This window comes from Rhizobacter sp. P5_C2 (genome assembly GCF_054049715.1).
Genome location: NZ_JBFULV010000034.1, coordinates 1 through 16,331 on the forward strand (window position 1 = coordinate 1; position 16,331 = coordinate 16,331).

General features: G+C 67.9%; 14 protein-coding genes. 1 reads left to right on the plus strand and 13 read right to left on the minus strand.

What is annotated here, in order from left to right:
• Window positions 1-607: 607 nt before the first annotated feature.
• The 13 genes from ACXJLU_RS14540 to gyrA form a co-directional block, all read right to left on the minus strand.
• Complete coding sequence (locus ACXJLU_RS14540) at window positions 608-916, minus strand: ComEA family DNA-binding protein (protein ID WP_457332029.1); 309 nt, start codon at window positions 914-916, stop codon at window positions 608-610.
• A 109-nt stretch (window positions 917-1,025) separates the two neighbouring features.
• Window positions 1,026-2,018 carry an ADP-glyceromanno-heptose 6-epimerase gene (gene rfaD, locus ACXJLU_RS14545; protein WP_457332031.1) on the minus strand — a complete coding sequence of 331 codons (993 nt, stop codon included), beginning with the start codon at window positions 2,016-2,018 and terminating at the stop codon, window positions 1,026-1,028.
• Window positions 2,015-2,962, minus strand: a complete 948-nt coding sequence (rfaE1, locus tag ACXJLU_RS14550) for a D-glycero-beta-D-manno-heptose-7-phosphate kinase (RefSeq protein ID WP_457332033.1) — start codon at window positions 2,960-2,962, stop codon at window positions 2,015-2,017. The genes rfaD and rfaE1 overlap by 4 nt, the downstream gene beginning before the upstream one ends.
• Window positions 2,962-4,113, minus strand: coding sequence for a lipopolysaccharide assembly protein LapB (gene lapB, locus ACXJLU_RS14555; RefSeq protein ID WP_457332035.1), 1,152 nt, complete (start codon window positions 4,111-4,113; stop codon window positions 2,962-2,964). Before lapB ends, rfaE1 begins: the two co-directional genes overlap by 1 nt.
• Complete coding sequence (locus ACXJLU_RS14560; protein ID WP_073468898.1) at window positions 4,103-4,429, minus strand: LapA family protein; 327 nt, start codon at window positions 4,427-4,429, stop codon at window positions 4,103-4,105. The genes lapB and ACXJLU_RS14560 overlap by 11 nt, the downstream gene beginning before the upstream one ends.
• Before the next feature lie 122 nt (window positions 4,430-4,551).
• A complete protein-coding gene (locus tag ACXJLU_RS14565; RefSeq protein WP_052203810.1) occupies window positions 4,552-4,884 on the minus strand; it encodes an integration host factor subunit beta in 333 nt (110 codons plus the stop codon).
• A gap of 46 nt (window positions 4,885-4,930) precedes the next feature.
• A complete protein-coding gene (gene rpsA, locus ACXJLU_RS14570; RefSeq protein WP_073468890.1) occupies window positions 4,931-6,649 on the minus strand; it encodes a 30S ribosomal protein S1 in 1,719 nt (572 codons plus the stop codon).
• 92 nt (window positions 6,650-6,741) lie between these two features.
• The gene (locus ACXJLU_RS14575; protein ID WP_457332038.1) at window positions 6,742-8,757 is read right to left on the minus strand and encodes a bifunctional 3-phosphoshikimate 1-carboxyvinyltransferase/cytidylate kinase; all 2,016 of its coding nucleotides are present in this window, start codon (window positions 8,755-8,757) and stop codon (window positions 6,742-6,744) included.
• A 59-nt stretch (window positions 8,758-8,816) separates the two neighbouring features.
• On the minus strand, window positions 8,817-9,701 hold the full coding sequence (locus ACXJLU_RS14580; RefSeq protein ID WP_457332040.1) for a prephenate dehydrogenase: 885 nt from the start codon (window positions 9,699-9,701) through the stop codon (window positions 8,817-8,819).
• A gap of 2 nt (window positions 9,702-9,703) precedes the next feature.
• On the minus strand, window positions 9,704-10,810 hold the full coding sequence (gene pheA / locus ACXJLU_RS14585) for a prephenate dehydratase (protein WP_073468887.1): 1,107 nt from the start codon (window positions 10,808-10,810) through the stop codon (window positions 9,704-9,706).
• Complete coding sequence (serC, locus tag ACXJLU_RS14590) at window positions 10,803-11,909, minus strand: 3-phosphoserine/phosphohydroxythreonine transaminase (RefSeq protein WP_457332126.1); 1,107 nt, start codon at window positions 11,907-11,909, stop codon at window positions 10,803-10,805. The genes pheA and serC overlap by 8 nt, the downstream gene beginning before the upstream one ends.
• Before the next feature lie 15 nt (window positions 11,910-11,924).
• Window positions 11,925-12,602, minus strand: a complete 678-nt coding sequence (locus tag ACXJLU_RS14595; protein ID WP_457332042.1) for a DUF2059 domain-containing protein — start codon at window positions 12,600-12,602, stop codon at window positions 11,925-11,927.
• Complete coding sequence (gene gyrA / locus ACXJLU_RS14600; protein ID WP_457332044.1) at window positions 12,602-15,256, minus strand: DNA gyrase subunit A; 2,655 nt, start codon at window positions 15,254-15,256, stop codon at window positions 12,602-12,604. Before gyrA ends, ACXJLU_RS14595 begins: the two co-directional genes overlap by 1 nt.
• A gap of 276 nt (window positions 15,257-15,532) precedes the next feature.
• On the opposite strand from gyrA, the gene ompA reads away from it, so the two are divergent.
• Window positions 15,533-16,207, plus strand: a complete 675-nt coding sequence (ompA, locus tag ACXJLU_RS14605; RefSeq protein ID WP_073468884.1) for an outer membrane protein OmpA — start codon at window positions 15,533-15,535, stop codon at window positions 16,205-16,207.
• Window positions 16,208-16,331 lie beyond the last annotated feature (124 nt).

A 16,331-nucleotide genomic window follows, 5' to 3' on the forward strand; every position in this document is an offset into this window, starting at 1 on the left:
CTGTCGGGGCGAAGACTTCCCTCCGCTGACTGGCTTCATGGCCCGTCGCCGAAACTCCCGTCACTCACTTCGTTCGTTGTGGTCAAACAGTCGGCGACAGTCAGTTCACGAAGCGTGCTGCGCACGCGGGCCATGAATCCAGCCAGCTCCGGCGCCCCGTCCCTATTGGCGCTCCACGGACTCCCCGTCAGCGCCTTTGTGGCACCGCCCCGCTCCTTCGGGGATGACAAGCGAACAAGTGGGCATTGATTCCCGGGTTGCCTCCCGGGCTACGAACACAAGCGGTTCGCAGGCTGCGGCAGGGGGCCTGGGTGGGGGGCGATTTCTGGGGCGACGAAGAACATCGGTTTCGGGGGTGGCGCGCGCCAGCGCGCTTCGTAGACCAACTCATCGGCACTGTCTGACCACAACGAACGAAGTGAGTGGAGGGAGTTTGCCGATGCACCCCCGAAGCCGATCTTCTTCGTGGAGTCGGCCCCCGGGCCGACCGCCCCGGCATGAGTCCCCCGCCCGGGCCTCCTGCCGCAGGCTGCGCGCACAGCAAGAAAAAACGCCCCGCGATAGCGCGAGGCGTTGCAGCACCCGGGTTCGTGACCCGGCGCGGTGATCACTTCTTCGCCGGTTCCTTCTTGGCATCGGCCGAGGCCTTGTAGGCCCCACCGTTGACCGTCAGACCGGCATCCGAGAGCTTCGCAGCCTGGTGGTCCTTGACGCCCTTCACGCGGCCCATCACGTCGGTCCAGTCCTTGAACTCACCCTTCTTGCGCTCGGTCAGCATCCGCGTGGCCATCGCCGGACCGATCCCCTTGATCGCTTCGAGCTCGGCCTGCGTCGCCTTGTTGATGTCGACACCGGCCGCAAAAGCCAGCGCCGAGAACAGTGCCAGCAGCGTGGCGATGATGGTCTTCTTGAACATGGTGATCCTCTCCTGGAAGGTTGACGAATTGCCCGATGGCAACTCCGCGGCCTAACGGGCCCTTCGCAGAGGACGTTGACCGGCCAGGGCCGGTACAGATGCACCTTTCTCAGGCGGTCGTCGCGAGCCAGTCCACGTAGCGCTTCACGCCACCAGCCACATCGGTGAACGCATGGTCGCAACCTGTTGCGCGCAGTCTCGACAGGTCAGCCTGGGTGTGGCTTTGGTACTTGCCGACCAGCGCCTGCGGGAACTCGATGTACTCGATCAGGCCCTTCGCGACCAGCTCGCTCAGCGGCAGTGCCGGCTCGCCCTTCAGCGCGCGCGACGCGTTGACCGTCGCCTCGGCCACGTCGTTGAACGGCTGCGCGCGCCCGGTGCCCAGGTTGAAGACGCCGCTCTGCCCCGGGTGCTGCAGGAACCACAGGTTCACCGCGACCACGTCGTCGACGAACACGAAATCGCGGTTCTGCTCGCCCGGCGCGTAGCCGCCGTACTCGCCGAACAGCTTGACCTTGCCGGTCTCGCGGAACTGGTTGAAGTGGTGGAAGGCCACCGAGGCCATGCGGCCCTTGTGCTGCTCGCGCGGGCCGTAGACGTTGAAGTAGCGGAAGCCCGCCACCTGGCTGCGGTTGTGCGGCAGCATGCGGCGCACCACGTTGTCGAACAGCAGCTTCGAATAGCCGTAGACGTTCAGCGGCCGCTCGAACGCCGGCTCTTCGCGGAAGCTGTCGCTGCCGCCATAGGTGGCGGCCGACGACGCATACAGCAGCCGCGTGCCCTGCGCCTGGCAGGCGTCGAGCAGGTCCTTGCTGCAGCGGTAGTTGGTGTCGAGCATGAAGCGCCCGTTGTGCTCCATCGTGTCGGAGCACGCGCCCTGGTGCAGCACCGCGTCGATCTTGCCGAAGTCGCCGTTCGCGAAGCGCTTGTAGAACTCGCTCTTGTCGAAGTAGTCGCTGAGCTTCGCGCCCAGCAGGTTGCGGTACTTCGGGCCGTCGGTCAGGTCGTCGACGGCGATCACGTCGTCGATGCCCTGCGCGTTCAGCCCGTGGACGATGTTGCTGCCGATCATGCCGGCCGCGCCAGTGACAACCACCTTCATTCGAACAACTCCTCGTAGCTGACGCTGGCCGTGCCGAACTTGCCGACGACGATGCCGCCGGCGCGGTTGGCGATCGGCATGGCCTCGCGCAGGTTGACGCCGCACGCAAGCATCGCGGCCAGCGTGGCGATGACGGTGTCGCCGGCACCCGTGACGTCGAACACCTCGCGCGCCTGCGCCGGCACGCGGGTGTGGCCGTCGGCACCGTCGACCTCGTCGAACAGCGACATGCCTTCTTCCGAACGGGTCAGCATCAGCGCATCCAGGCGGTGCTGCCTGCGCAGGGCCTGGGCCCGCTCGTGCAACTGGGCCTCGCTGCCCCAGGCGCCGATCACCTGCGCCAGCTCGGCGCGGTTCGGCGTGATCACCGTGGCGCCGGCATAGCGGCTGTAGTCGCTGCCCTTCGGGTCGACCAGCACCGGCTTGCCGGCGGCGCGCGCGAGTTCGATCATGCGCGGGATGTGCGTCAGGCCGCCCTTGCCGTAGTCGGAGAACAGCACCGCGTCGTGGCGGGCCAGCTCGCGCTCGTAGTCGCCGAGCATCGCGGTCAGCACCTCGTGGTCGGGCTGGTTCTCGAAATCGACGCGGATCAGCTGCTGCGAGCGGCCGATCACGCGCAGCTTGACGATGGTGTAGAGCTGCGGGTCGTGGCCGAGCACCGTGGCGACGCCTTGCTGCTCAAGCAGGCGCTGCAGCTTGTGCGCCGGCTCGTCGTTGCCGACCACCGTCAGCAGCGTGGCCTGCGCGCCGAGCGTCTTGACGTTCAGCGCGACGTTGGCGGCGCCGCCCAGGCGCTCTTCCTCGCGCGTCACGCGCACCACCGGCACCGGCGCCTCGGGCGAGATGCGGTCGACGGCGCCGAACCAGTAGCGGTCGAGCATCGCGTCACCGACGACCAGCACGCGCGCGCGCGCCAGGCGATCGGGATCCATCGAAACCGTCATCACAAGTCCTCCAGGCGCTGCGGCGGGTAGGCGTCCCAGCTCAGGCAGCCCGGGCATTGCCAGAAATAATGCTGCGCCTCGAAGCCGCAGGCGGCGCAGCGGTAGCGCTGCAGCGGCTTGGCGGCGCGGCCGATGGCATCGCGCAGGCCTTGCGTCTCGTCGCTGCTGAGCGTGTCGCCGGCGCTGACGCGCAGCAGCTCCTGGGCGGCCGACAGGCTGGGCTGCGTCTGCAGGTGCGTCAGCAGGCGGCTGCGCTGCACCGCGGCGCCCGGGTCGAGCAGCGTGATCGCGGCCAGCAGATCCATGGTCGGCGCGCGGCCATACAGCGTGCGCAGCCGCTCGAGCGCGCCGACGGCATCGTTGGCGGCGATCGCGCTGTTGGCGTAGTCGCGGGCAACCAGGTTGAACGCGACCGGGTGGGTCGTCATCAGCTCGCCCCAGGCCTGCATGACCTGCGCATGGTCGCCGCGCGCAAAGGCGCGCTGGCCGGCCAGCACCATCGGGCGGGCGGCCTGCGGGGCCGCGCTGCGGGCGCGGCGCAGCGCATCGTCGCCGTCGGCCTCTTGCTGGCGCGCATCGGCATCGATGGCCAGCTCGCACCAGTAGTGCGCGATGCGCGACGCGAACGAGCCGGTGCCGCTGCGCTCGAGCTTCTGCGCCACCTCGACCGCCGAGCGCCAGTTGCGCGAGCGCTCGTGCAGCGTCAGCAACGCGAGGCGGGCCTCGGTGTCGAAGGCCGTGCCCTCGAGCGCCTTGTAGGCCTCTTCGGCGCGGTCGAACAGGCCGGCCTTCATGAAGTCCTGCGCCAGCGCGTGCTGTGCGCGTTCACGGTCGGCACGCGGCAGGTCGGCGCGGTTCAGCAGGTGCTGGTGCACGCGCACCGCGCGTTCGTATTCGCCGCGGCGGCGGAACAGGTTGCCCAGCGCGAAGTGCAGGTCGGAGGTGTCCGGGTCCTGCTGCACGGCCTCGATGAAGGCATCGATCGCCTTGTCCTGCTGCTCGTTCAGCAGCAGGCTCAGGCCCTTGAAGTAGGCCTTCGGCGAATCGCGCTGCTCGCGCTTCCACTGCCGCAGGTCCAGGCGCGAGCCCAGCCAGCCGAGGGCGAACGCGACCGGCAGGCCGAGCAGGAACCACTGGTAGTCAAAGTCCATCGCGCGGGGGGTGGGAATCGGTTCGGGTGGGGAGCTCGGACGACTGCGTCAGCGCGCTGTCGGCCAGCTCGGAGTGATCGCCGCGGCGGCGCAGGCGGCGCTGGGCGAGGCGGCGGTTGCGCCACCAGCTCGGCACCATCGCGAGCACGCCGAAGGCGCAGCCGAACGCGAAGGCGCCCAGCACGACGAACACCATCGGGGCGTGCCATTCCTGGCCGAAGAACCAATGCACGTTGGCATCGTGCTGGTTGTTCAACGCGAAGGCGAACAGGCTGAAGAAGATGAAGGCTCGGAAGAGCCAGACGGCGATGCGCATCATGGCGGCCGATTATGACGACCCCTCGCCCGATGAGTACACCGGTCGGTCCCCCGAGGGGACGCGGGCCGGCTTGGGAGCGGCCCGGCGCTCGGCCCGCCCAGGTCGGCGAGGTGCAGGGCTCAGGTGCCGGTGAGCGGCGTGATCGGCATCGGCTGGTCGTCTTCGAGCGGAACCTGCTCGTCGACGGCTTCGCGCAAGGCCTTGCCGGGTTTGAAATGCGGAACGAGCTTCTCGGGGATCACCACCTGCTCGCCGGAGCGGGGATTGCGCCCCACCCGCGGCGGGCGGCGGTTGATCGAGAAACTGCCGAACCCCCGGATCTCGATGCGGTGCCCGCGCGCGAGCGCGTCGGACATCGCATCCAGGATGGTCTTGACGGCGAACTCGGTGTCGCGATGCGTCAGCTGGCTGAACTGCTCTGCCAGCCTTGTCACGAGATCGGAACGCGTCATGGGTCCTGTTGATCCTCAGGGTGCGGTCAGTGGGCGAACGACGGGATCAGCCGTTGTTCTGGTTGTCCAGCTTGGCGCGCAGCAGGGCGCCCAGGCTGGTGGTACCGGCGGTCTCGCGCTCGTTCGTGGTCGACAGGCGCTGCATCGCTTCTTGCTGGTCGGCGTTGTCCTTGGCCTTGATCGACAACTGGATCGAACGCGTCTTGCGGTCGATGTTGATGATCAGTGCCGAGACTTCGTCGCCGTCCTTCAGCACGTTGCGCGCGTCTTCGACGCGGTCGCGGCTGATTTCGGAAGCACGCAGGTAGCCGGTGACGTCTTCGTTCAGCTGGATCTCGGCGCCGCGGGCGTCAACCGTCTTGACCTTGCCGTTGACGATCATGCCGCGGTCGTTGACCGAGGTGTAGCTCGTGAACGGGTCGGAGTCGAGTTGCTTGATGCCCAGCGAAATGCGCTCGCGCTCCACATCGACGGCCAGCACGACGGCTTCGACTTCCTGGCCCTTCTTGTAGTTGCGCACCGCGGCTTCGCCCGGCTCGTTCCACGACAGGTCGGACAGGTGCACCAGGCCGTCGATGCCGGCAGCCAGGCCCACGAACACGCCGAAGTCGGTGATCGACTTGACGGGTCCCTTGACCTTGTCGCCGCGCTGCACCGTGGTCGAGAACTCTTCCCACGGGTTGGCCTTGCACTGCTTCATGCCCAGGCTGATGCGGCGCTTGTCTTCGTCGATCTCGAGGACCATGACTTCGACCTCGTCGCCCAGCGAAACGATCTTGCTGGGGGCGACGTTCTTGTTGGTCCAGTCCATTTCGGAGACGTGCACCAAGCCTTCGATGCCCGGCTCGATCTCGACGAACGCGCCGTAGTCGGCGATGTTCGTGATCTTGCCGAACAGGCGCGTGCCGTTCGGGTAGCGGCGCGAGACACCGTGCCACGGGTCGTCGCCCAGTTGCTTGATGCCCAGCGAGACGCGGTTCTTCTCGGCGTCGAACTTGAGGACCTTGGCTTGCAGCTCCTGGCCGACCTGAACGACTTCGCTCGGGTGGCGGACACGGCGCCAGGCCATGTCGGTGATGTGCAGCAGGCCGTCGATGCCGCCCAGGTCGACGAACGCACCGTATTCGGTGATGTTCTTGACCACGCCGTTGACGATCGCGCCTTCGGACAGGGTTTCGAGCAGCTTCGCGCGTTCTTCGCCCATCGAGGCTTCGACCACGGCACGGCGCGACAACACGACGTTGTTGCGCTTGCGGTCGAGCTTGATGACCTTGAACTCCATGGTCTTGCCCTCGAACGGGCTCATGTCCTTGACCGGGCGCGTGTCGAGCAGCGAGCCGGGCAGGAAGGCACGGATGCCGTTCACGAGGACGGTCAGGCCGCCCTTGACCTTGCCGTTGACGGTGCCGGTCACGAATTCGCCGGATTCCAGCGAGTTCTCGAGCGACAGCCACGAGGCCAGGCGCTTGGCCTTGTCGCGCGACAGGATGGTGTCGCCGTAGCCGTTTTCGATCGCGTCGATGGCCACCGACACGAAATCGCCGACCTGGACTTCGAGCTCGCCCTGGTCGTTCTTGAATTCTTCAATGGGCACGTAGGCTTCGGACTTGAGGCCTGCGTTCACCACCACGAAGTTGTAGTCGACACGCACCACTTCGGCGGTGATGACCTCGCCGCTGCGCATTTCAGAGCGCTTCAGCGATTCTTCGAACAGGGCGGCAAAGGATTCGCCGCCTTGGTTGGTGGCGGTTTGGGTTTGAGGCATGTGGATTTCCGGGTGCAACTTGCGTTGCGGTTAGGTTGAGATCCGCTGCCTGGGAGCACGGCCCTTGTTGAGTCAAGAGCGGTGCAGGAGGGTCAGGCCGCGGGCCAGTTTCGCGAAGCCGCCCACCAATCCAGCACTGCCTTGACGCATTCGTCGATGGTCAGTGCCGAGTTGTCGAGCACTTTCGCGCCCTCGGCCGGCTTCAAAGGCGAAACCGCCCGGTTCTGATCCCGGGCGTCGCGCGCTTCAAGGTCGGCTCGAAGGTCATCGATACTAGTCGAAATTCCTTTAGAAATCAATTGCTTATGGCGTCGTTCGGCCCGCACGGCGGCGCTCGCGACGACAAAGACCTTCAGGTCGGCGCCGGGGAAGATCACCGTGCCCATGTCGCGCCCATCGGCCACCAGGCCGGGCAGGCGGCGGTGCGCCAGTTGCAGCTCGTAGAGCGCCTGGCGGACCGCCGGCCAGGCCGACACCTTGGAGGCCATCGCGCCCACCTGCTCCTGGCGAAGGTCGTCGCTCACATCGCGGCCGGCCAGCCAGATGCGCTGGTCGTGGAAGGCCAGTTGCAGGCCGGCGGCGATCTTTGCAAGACCGGGCTCGTCGGTGTCGGCGACGCCGGCGTCGCGCGCCGACAGCGCGGTCGCCCGGTACAGCGCGCCGGAATCGAGGAAGTGGTAGCCGAGCGCCTGCGCGACCGCGCTGGCCAGCGTGCCCTTGCCGGACGCCGTCGGCCCGTCGATCGTGATCACCGGCACGCCGGCCGGGCCGGGCCGGGAGACGGCGAACAGCGTCTCGAAGTAGTCGGGGAAGGTCTTCGCGACGCAGCGCGGGTCGAGGATGCGCACCGGCACCGCGCCGCCCACGAGGGGGTTGAACGCCGCCAGCGAGAAGCACATCGCCACCCGGTGGTCGTCGTAGGTGTGGATGGCCGCCGCGCGCCAGGCGGCCGGCGGCGTGACCTCGATGAAGTCGGGCCCTTCGGTGACCGCGGCGCCCAGCTTGCGCAGCTCGGTCGCCATCGCGGCGATGCGGTCGGTCTCTTTCACGCGCCAGCTGGCGATGTTGTCGAGCCGGGTCGTGCCGGTCGCGTAGAGCGCCATCACCGCCAGCGTCATCGCGGCGTCGGGGATGTGGTTGCAGTCCAGCGTGATCGCCTTCAGCGGCCAGGCGCCGCGGCGCACCTCGAGCCAGCCGGGGCCGCTGCGCACGTCGGCGCCCATCGCGCGGGCGGCGTCGATGAAGCGCAGGTCGCCCTGGATCGAGTCGTCGCCGACGCCTTCGATGCGCAGCGCCCGCCCGTCGAAGGCCGCGATCGCGCCCAGCGCGACGAAGTACGACGCCGACGACGCATCGCCCTCGACGTGGATGCTGCCCGGCGAGCGGTACGCGCTGCCCTGCGGAATGACGAAGCGCTGCCAGCCGTCGCGCTGCACCTGGATGCCGAAGCGGGCCAGCAGGTTCAGCGTGATGTCGACGTAGGGTTTCGAGATCAGCTCGCCGTCGACCTCGATCGTCACCACATGCTCGGCCGACACCAGCGGCAACGCGAGCAGCAGCGCGGTCAGGAACTGGCTGGAGACGTCGCCGCGCACGCGGATCGGCTGCGCGGTGTTCAGCCGCGTGTCGGCGGCCGCGAGCCGCAGCGGCGGAAAGCCCTCCTCGCCGAGCGAGCTGATGTTGCAACCGAGCTGGCGCAGCGCGTCGACCAGGTCGCCGATCGGGCGCTCGTGCATGCGCGGCACGCCACGCAGCTCGAAGCGGCCGTTCTGCGTGGCGGCCAGCACCGCCAGCGCGGCAGTCAGCGGGCGCATCGCGGTGCCGGCGTTGCCGAGGAACAGGCTCGCCTCGCGCGTCGCGAGCCGGCCACCGAGCCCGGTGATGCGCCAGGCGCCGCCGTCGGCCTCGACGCCGCAGCCGAGCTCGCGCAGCGCGGCCAGCATCACCTGGGTGTCGTCGGAATCCAGCAGGTCGTGCACGACCGTGGTGCCGGCGCTGAGCCCGGCCAGCAGCAGCACGCGGTTGGAGATGCTCTTCGAGCCGGGCAGTCGAACGCTGCCGTCGGCGGACGCAAGGGGCGGAAGGTCGAGGAACGGTGTCGTGAACATCGGCGGTGGGCGACCAGGGGCGGCGCCGGGCGCCGCGGTATCAGGAAATCAACGCGAGCTCAGCGCGACGAGCTGGGCTTGCCCGCGCCCATCTGCCAGCTGGAGCGCGCTTCGGACGCGTTGCGGATCAGCCCTTCGAGCGCTTCCGCATTGCCGGTCTTGATGACGTGCTCGAGCGCATCCAGCGTGTGCCGGAAGCGCATCGACTGCTTCAGGATCTCTTCGCGGTTCGACATCAGGATGTCGCGCCAGACCTCGGGGTCGCTCGCGGCGATGCGCGTGAAATCGCGGAAACCCGGGCCGGCCAGCGACAGGAAATCCTTGCCCGCCGGCTGCTTGGCCACCGAGCTGAAGAACGCGAAGGCCAGCATGTGCGGCAGGTGGCTGACGGCGGCGAACGCGGCGTCGTGGTTCTCGGCCGTCATGCGCAGCACCTGCGCACCGATCGCCGACCACACGTCCGTGGCCTTCTGGATCAGCTCGGGCGAGGTCTGCGGCAGCGGCGTGATGATGACCTGCCGGCCGGTGTACAGCGACGCGTCGGCGTGCGCGACGCCGGCCACTTCCTTGCCGGCGATCGGGTGCGCCGGCACGAAGGCGCTGGCGCGCTCCTTCAGCACGCGGCGCGCGGCGTCGACCACGTCGCGCTTGGTCGAGCCGACGTCCATGAACAGCACGTGCGGTTCCACCAAGTGGCGGATCGCCTTGAAGGTGGCTTCGGTGGCCGACACCGGCACGGCCATCAGCACGATGTCGGAGCCCGACACCGCGAGCAGCGCCGATTCGGCGGCCACGTCGATCACCCCCATCTTGCGGGCGCGTTCGGTGGTGGAAGGCGACTTGCTGTAGCCGACCACGCGCTTGACCAGCCCGGCCCGCTTCAGGGCGAGTGCGAACGAGCCGCCCATCAGGCCGACACCGATCACGCCGAGTTGGTTGAACATGGTCAATGGACGTCGATGGGATAGGTGCCGAGCACCTTGAAGAAGGCGCACACCTCGCGCAGCTCGCTCAAGGCGGCCGCGACGTGGGGCTCGTCGGGGTGGCCCTGCAGGTCGACGTAGAAGTAGTACTCCCACTGGCCGGACCGCGCAGGGCGGGATTCGAAACGCGTCATCGAGACGCCGTGGCGCTTCAGCGGCACCAGCATGTCGTGCACCGCGCCGGGCTTGTTCGCCACCGAGACGATCAGGCTGGTGCAATCGTGGCCGGACGCCTTGGGCTGCGGATGCTGGTGCGGATGCGCGAGCACCGTGAAGCGGGTGCGGTTGTGCGCGTCGTCCTGGATGGCCGGCGCGACGATGTGCAGGCCGAACTCGCTGGCGGCGCGTTCGCTCGCGATCGCGGCGACCGTCGGGTCTTCTTTCGCCATGCGCGCGCCTTCGGCGTTGCTCGCGACCGGGCGGCGCTCGACGTTCGGCAGGTGGTTGCTGAGCCAGCCGTGGCACTGCGCCAGCGCCTGCGGGTGGGCGCAGACGGCGCTCAGGTGCTCGAGCGAGTTCTCGCGGCGCAGCAGGTTGTGCCGCACGAACAGGCTGGTCTCGCCGATGATGAAGAGCGGGGTCGTCAGGAACAGGTCGAGCGAGCGCGTGACCACGCCTTCGGTTGAGTTCTCGACCGGCACCACGCCGAAATCGGCCGACCCGGCGCTGACCGCGTGGAACACCTCGTCGAAGTTGGCGCACGGCACCTTGACGATCGACGAGCCGAAGAAGCCCAGCACCGCGAGTTCGCTGAAGGTGCCGGCCGGGCCGAGGTAGGCCACGCGGGTCGGCGTCTCGAGCGCGCGGCAGGCCGACATGATCTCGCGCCAGATCGGCGCGACGCTGTCGCTGGCCAGCGGCCCGGGGTTGGTCTGCTTCAGGCCGTCGATCACCTGCGCCTCGCGCTCGGGGCGGAACGCGACCGAGCCTTCCTTCTTCTTCAGCTCGCCGACGTGCAGCGCGAGCTGGGCGCGCTGGTTCAGCAGGCCCAGCAGCTCTCGGTCGACGCGGTCGATCTGGGTGCGAAGGGCGAGCAGGTCAGGGTGGGGGGCGGGTGTCGGGTCAGCCATGGCGCGCCGCGAATTCTCGCATGTACGCCACCAGCGCCTGCACGCCGGCCAGCGGCATTGCGTTGTACAGGCTGGCGCGCATGCCGCCGACGCTCTTGTGGCCCTTCAGCTGCAGCAGCCCGCGCTCCTTCGCGCCGGCCAGGAACCCATCGTTCAGCGATTCGTCGCGCAGGAAGAAGGGCACGTTCATGCGCGAGCGGCTGCCGGGGTCGACCCGGGTCAGGTAGAACTCCGAGCTGTCGAGGGCGCCGTACAGCAGCGCGGCCTTCGCGATCGAGCGCTGCTCCATCGCGGCGACGCCCGCGGCCGCGCCTTCGCGCTGCGCCTTCAGCCACTGGAACACCAGCCCGGCGATGTAGATCGAGTAGGTGGGCGGCGTGTTGTACATCGAGCCGTTGTCGGCCACGGTCTTGTAGTCGAACGCGCTCGGGCAGATCGGCAACGCGTGGCCGAGCAGGTCGTCGCGCACGAAGACCAGCGTCAGCCCGGCCGGGCCGACGTTCTTCTGCGCGCCGGCGAAGGCCAGGCCCACGCGCGTCCAGTCGATCGCGCGCGACAGGATGTGCGACGAGCAGTCGATCACCAGCGGCGCCTTCGAGCCCAGCGCGGCCAGGTCGGGAATCGTGTGCAGCTCGACGCCGTGGATGGTCTCGTTGGTGCAGGCGTGCACGTAGCTCGCGTCGGCGCTCAGCGACCAGGTCTCGGGCGCCGGGATGCGGGTGTGCTGGTTGTCGGCGTTGCTCGCGGCAATGCGCGGTTGCGCATAGCGCTGCGCTTCCTTGTACGACTTCTGCGACCACGCGCCGGTGACGACCACGTCGACCACGCCGCCGCGCGACAGGTTCATCGGCACGATCGCGTTCTCGGCCAGGCCGCCGCCCTGCATGAACAGGATGCGGAAGTTGGCGGGCACGGCCAGCAGGCCGCGCAGGTCGGCTTCGGCCTGCTCGTAGATGCTCGCGAACTCGCGCCCGCGGTGGCTCATCTCCATCACGCTCATGCCCGAGCCGTGCCAGTCGAGCATGTCGGTGGCGGCTTGCCGCAGCACCTCTTCGGGCAGCGCGGCCGGGCCGGCGGAGAAGTTGTACGGGCGTTGCATCGCGCTCATCGAGGACTACTTGCCGCCCGCCTTCGACGCGGCCGGTGCGGCCGGCTTGGCGCTGCGCGCGCCGGAGGCCGGTGTGGATGTCGATGCGGATGCGGCGGTGCCGGCCGGCGGCACGCCGAGCGCCGTCGAGATGCTCGCGTCGAGCGCCTTCAGCTTCGGATCGACCGACGCGCCGGCGTCGGCGACCAGCTTCTGCACGAACTTGTCGCTGATCTCGGGCATCGCCTGCTGGAACTTCTTGAAGGCCGGGTTCTCGAGCGTCGCGGCCAACTGCTTCAGTTCGTCTTCGGTGAAGCGTTCGTCGAGCATGCCGGCGAGCGTGGTCTGGCTCAGCGTCAGCGCGCGCTCCTTGACCAGCGGCACCGCTTCGGCCAGGTACTTGCGCACGGCAGCCTGCACCTGCGTCCACATCGCGTCGCGCTTGTCGGGCGGCACGCGCTGCTGCAGGTACTGCTGCGCGGCGCTCGTGAGCTGCATCGCCGGGCGCTCGGCCACCTCGCGGGCGGTGTTCTCGAGGGCCGGCTGCTGCAGCGTCAGCACGCGCTGGATGAGGGCCTTCTTCGCGGGGCTGGCCGGGGCGGCCGGCGCGGAGGCCGCTGCCGCCGGTGCGGCCGGCGTCGACTGGGCCTGCGCGCCCAGCGTGGTGCTGCCCAGCAGCGCGATCGTGATCAGGTGGCGGCGCATCAGATGTCCCCTTCCGTCGGGGCATCGCCCGTTCCATCGCCGGAGGCATCCCCGGGTTCGCTTCCATCAGGATTCGCATCGTTCTCGACGATGCGCTGCAGGCCGCTCAATTTCGATCCGCCGTCGAGCGCGATCAGCGTGACGCCCTGCGTCGCGCGGCCCAGCTCGCGGATCTCGGAGACGCGGGTGCGCACCAGCACGCCCTTGTCGGTGATCAGCATGATCTCGTCGTCCGGCCGCACCAGCGTCGCGGCGACGATCTTGCCGTTGCGCTCGGTCTGCTGGATCGCGATCATGCCCTTGGTACCGCGCCCGTGGCGGGTGTACTCGACGATGCTAGTGCGCTTGCCGTAGCCGTTCTCGCTGGCGGTCAGCACGCTCTGCGTCTCGTCTTCGGCCACCAGCATCGCGATCACGCTCTGGCCGTCGTCGAGCATCATGCCGCGCACGCCGCGGGCGCCGCGGCCCATCGCGCGCACGTCGTCTTCATCGAAGCGCACCGCCTTGCCGCCGTCGCTGAACAGCATCACGTCGTGCTTGCCGTCGGTGAGCGCGGCGCCGATCAGGAAGTCGCCTTCGTCCAGGTCGACCGCGATGATGCCGGCCTTGCGCGGGTTGCTGAACTCGTCGAGCGCCGTCTTCTTCACGACGCCCTGCGCGGTCGACATGAACACGAAGTGGTCGGCCGGGAAGCTGCGGAAGCCGTCGGTCAGCGGCAGCACCACGTTGACCTTCTCGCCCTGCTGCAGCGGGAACATGTTGACGATCGGCTTGCCGCGCGAATTGCGCGAGCCCTGCGGCACCTCCCACACCTTCAGCCAGTAGACGCGGCCGCGGTTGGTGAAGCACAGGATGTAGTCGTGCGTGTTCGCGATGAAGAGCTGGTCGACCCAGTCGTCTTCCTTGGTCTGCGTGGCCTGCTTGCCGCGGCCGCCGCGCTTCTGCGCGCGGTACTCGGACAGCGCCTGGCTCTTGATGTAGCCGGTGTGCGAGAGCGTCACGACCATGTCGGTGGGCGTGATCAGGTCTTCGGTGCCGAGGTCTTGCGCGTTGTGCTCGATCTGGCTGCGGCGCGCGCCCAGCTTGGTCTGGCCGAACTCGAGCTTGATCGCGGTGAGTTCGTCGGAAATGATGGTCGTCACGCGCGACGGCGTCGCGAGGATGTTCAGCAGGTCGGCGATCTGCGACATCACCTCCTTGTATTCACCGACGATCTTGTCCTGCTCGAGCCCGGTCAGGCGCTGCAGGCGCATCTGCAGGATCTCGCCGGCCTGGTCGTCGGAGAGGCGGTACAGGCCGTCGGGCTGCATGCCGTACTGGCGCGGCAGGCCTTCGGGGCGGTAGGCGTCGCGCCCGCCGGGGGTCTCGCCCTCGGCGCGCGAGAGCATGTCGCGCACCAGCGAGGAATCCCACGACTTGCTCATCAGCGCGGCCTTCGCGACCGGCGGGGTCGGCGAGGTCTTGATGGTTTCGATGAACTCGTCGATGTTGGCCAGCGCCACCGCCAGGCCTTCGAGCACGTGGCCGCGCTCGCGCGCCTTGCGCAGCTCGAACACCGTACGGCGGGTCACGACCTCGCGGCGGTGCTCGAGGAAGATGCTGACCAGGTCCTTGAGGTTGCAGAGCTTCGGCTGGCCGTCGATCAGCGCCACCATGTTGATGCCGAAGGTGTCCTGCAGCTGCGTCTGCTTGTAGAGGTTGTTCAGCACGACCTCGGGCACCTCGCCGCGCTTCAGCTCGATCACGACGCGCATGCCCGACTTGTCGGACTCGTCCTGGATGTGGCTGATGCCCTCGATCTTCTTCTCGTGGACCAGCTCGGCCATGCGCTCGAGCAAGGTCTTCTTGTTCACCTGGTACGGGATCTCGTCGACGATGATCGACTGGCGCGAGCCCTTGTCGATGTCTTCGAAATGGCACTTCGCGCGCATCACCACCTTGCCGCGGCCGGTGCGGTAGCCGTCGCGCACGCCGCTGGTGCCGTAGATGATGCCGGCGGTGGGGAAATCGGGCGCCGGGATGATCTCGATCAACTCGTCGATCGTGGCCGCGGGGTTCTTCAGCAGGTGAAGGCAGCCGTCGATCACCTCGTTGAGGTTGTGCGGCGGGATGTTGGTGGCCATGCCGACCGCGATGCCGCCGGAGCCGTTCACCAGCAGATTGGGCATCCGCGTGGGCATCACCAGCGGCTCTTTCTCGGAGCCGTCGTAGTTCGGGCCGAAGTCGACCGTTTCCTTGTCGAGGTCGGCCAGCAACTCGTGCGCGATCTTCGAGAGGCGGATTTCGGTGTAGCGCATCGCCGCGGCGTTGTCGCCGTCGACCGAGCCGAAGTTGCCCTGGCCGTCGACCAGCATGTGGCGCATCGAGAAATCCTGCGCCATGCGCACGATGGTGTCGTACACCGACTGGTCGCCGTGCGGGTGGTATTTACCGATCACGTCGCCGACGATACGGGCCGACTTCTTGTAGGGCCGGTTCCAGTCGTTGTTCAGCTCGTGCATCGCGAAGAGGGCGCGGCGGTGGACGGGCTTCAGGCCGTCGCGCGCATCGGGCAGTGCGCGCCCCACGATCACGCTCATCGCGTAGTCGAGGTACGAGCGGCGCATTTCCTCTTCGAGGCTGATCGGCAGGGTTTCCTTGGCGAACTGGGTCATTCGAGGTCGTCGGCGGAGCCGGTAAGACGGGCGCTGGCGGGCCCGTGAGCGCAATCCGCGATTCTAGTTCGGGGCCGTTGTAGTGCTTGCGCAACATCTGATTCGACTCTCGTAGGACGAAGCCGCGACCCCGGGCCAAAATCCGGGTCGCCAGAGGCCCTATGGCACAATCCGTCGACGGTGGTGAGCGCTCGGGACCGAGGGTTTCGCCGTACCTTTCCGATTCCGGTTTGGACGTTTTGCAGGCCATCTGCGACATTCCTCAAGAGGAGAATCATGAAGAAACTGAATAAAGTGGCATCGCTCTTCGCAACCGCCGCGCTGGCCGCATCAGCGTCTGTTGCGTTCGCCCAATCCAACGGGGCTGACAACTGGGTCAACAGCACCGGCATCCCCTGGAAGAACGGCACCAGCGAACTCTGCTGGCGCGATGCCAACTGGACGCCGGCGACGGCCAACCAGGCTTGCGACGGCGCTCTGAAGCCGCCGCCTGCACCGGCTCCGGTTGCACAGGCCCCGGCTCCCGCCCCGGCCCCGATGGCTCCGGCCCCGGTCGCGCCGCCGGCACCGGTCGTCGTTCCGGTTGCTCCGGTCTCCGAGAAGGTCACCTTCGCCGCTGACGCCTTCTATGACTTCGGCAAGTCGACGCTGAAGCCGGAAGCCAAGTCCAAGCTGGACGACCTGGTCAGCAAGACCTCGGGCGTGAACCTCGAAGTCATCATCGCCGTCGGCCACACCGACGCGATCGGTGGCGACGCCGCCAACCAGAAGCTGTCGGTCGCTCGTGCCGAAGCGGTCAAGACCTACCTGGTGAGCAAGGGCATCGAGAAGAACCGCGTGTACACCGAAGGCAAGGGCAAGAAGCAGCCCGTCGCCGACAACAAGACCGCCGAAGGCCGCGCGAAGAATCGCCGCGTCGAAATCGAAGTGGTTGGTACGCGCAACAAGTGATCGGCCTCAGCTGATGCACGACAAACCCCGCCTCGGCGGGGTTTTTTATTGGCGCGGGGAATACCTGCGGCGGGAGCGATTCCTCTGCTTCGAATATGTCGACCCTGACATGTCAAACTGACGG

Coding starts and splice junctions, on each gene's coding strand:
- ACXJLU_RS14540 (WP_457332029.1), bottom strand. CDS start 916: ATGTTCAAGAAGACCATCATCGCCACGCTGCTGGCACTGTTCTCGGCG.
- rfaD (WP_457332031.1), bottom strand. CDS start 2,018: ATGAAGGTGGTTGTCACTGGCGCGGCCGGCATGATCGGCAGCAACATC.
- rfaE1 (WP_457332033.1), bottom strand. CDS start 2,962: ATGACGGTTTCGATGGATCCCGATCGCCTGGCGCGCGCGCGCGTGCTG.
- lapB (WP_457332035.1), bottom strand. CDS start 4,113: ATGGACTTTGACTACCAGTGGTTCCTGCTCGGCCTGCCGGTCGCGTTC.
- ACXJLU_RS14560 (WP_073468898.1), bottom strand. CDS start 4,429: ATGCGCATCGCCGTCTGGCTCTTCCGAGCCTTCATCTTCTTCAGCCTG.
- ACXJLU_RS14565 (WP_052203810.1), bottom strand. CDS start 4,884: ATGACGCGTTCCGATCTCGTGACAAGGCTGGCAGAGCAGTTCAGCCAG.
- rpsA (WP_073468890.1), bottom strand. CDS start 6,649: ATGCCTCAAACCCAAACCGCCACCAACCAAGGCGGCGAATCCTTTGCC.
- ACXJLU_RS14575 (WP_457332038.1), bottom strand. CDS start 8,757: ATGTTCACGACACCGTTCCTCGACCTTCCGCCCCTTGCGTCCGCCGAC.
- ACXJLU_RS14580 (WP_457332040.1), bottom strand. CDS start 9,701: ATGTTCAACCAACTCGGCGTGATCGGTGTCGGCCTGATGGGCGGCTCG.
- pheA (WP_073468887.1), bottom strand. CDS start 10,810: ATGGCTGACCCGACACCCGCCCCCCACCCTGACCTGCTCGCCCTTCGC.
- serC (WP_457332126.1), bottom strand. CDS start 11,909: ATGCAACGCCCGTACAACTTCTCCGCCGGCCCGGCCGCGCTGCCCGAA.
- ACXJLU_RS14595 (WP_457332042.1), bottom strand. CDS start 12,602: ATGCGCCGCCACCTGATCACGATCGCGCTGCTGGGCAGCACCACGCTG.
- gyrA (WP_457332044.1), bottom strand. CDS start 15,256: ATGACCCAGTTCGCCAAGGAAACCCTGCCGATCAGCCTCGAAGAGGAA.
- ompA (WP_073468884.1), top strand. CDS start 15,533: ATGAAGAAACTGAATAAAGTGGCATCGCTCTTCGCAACCGCCGCGCTG.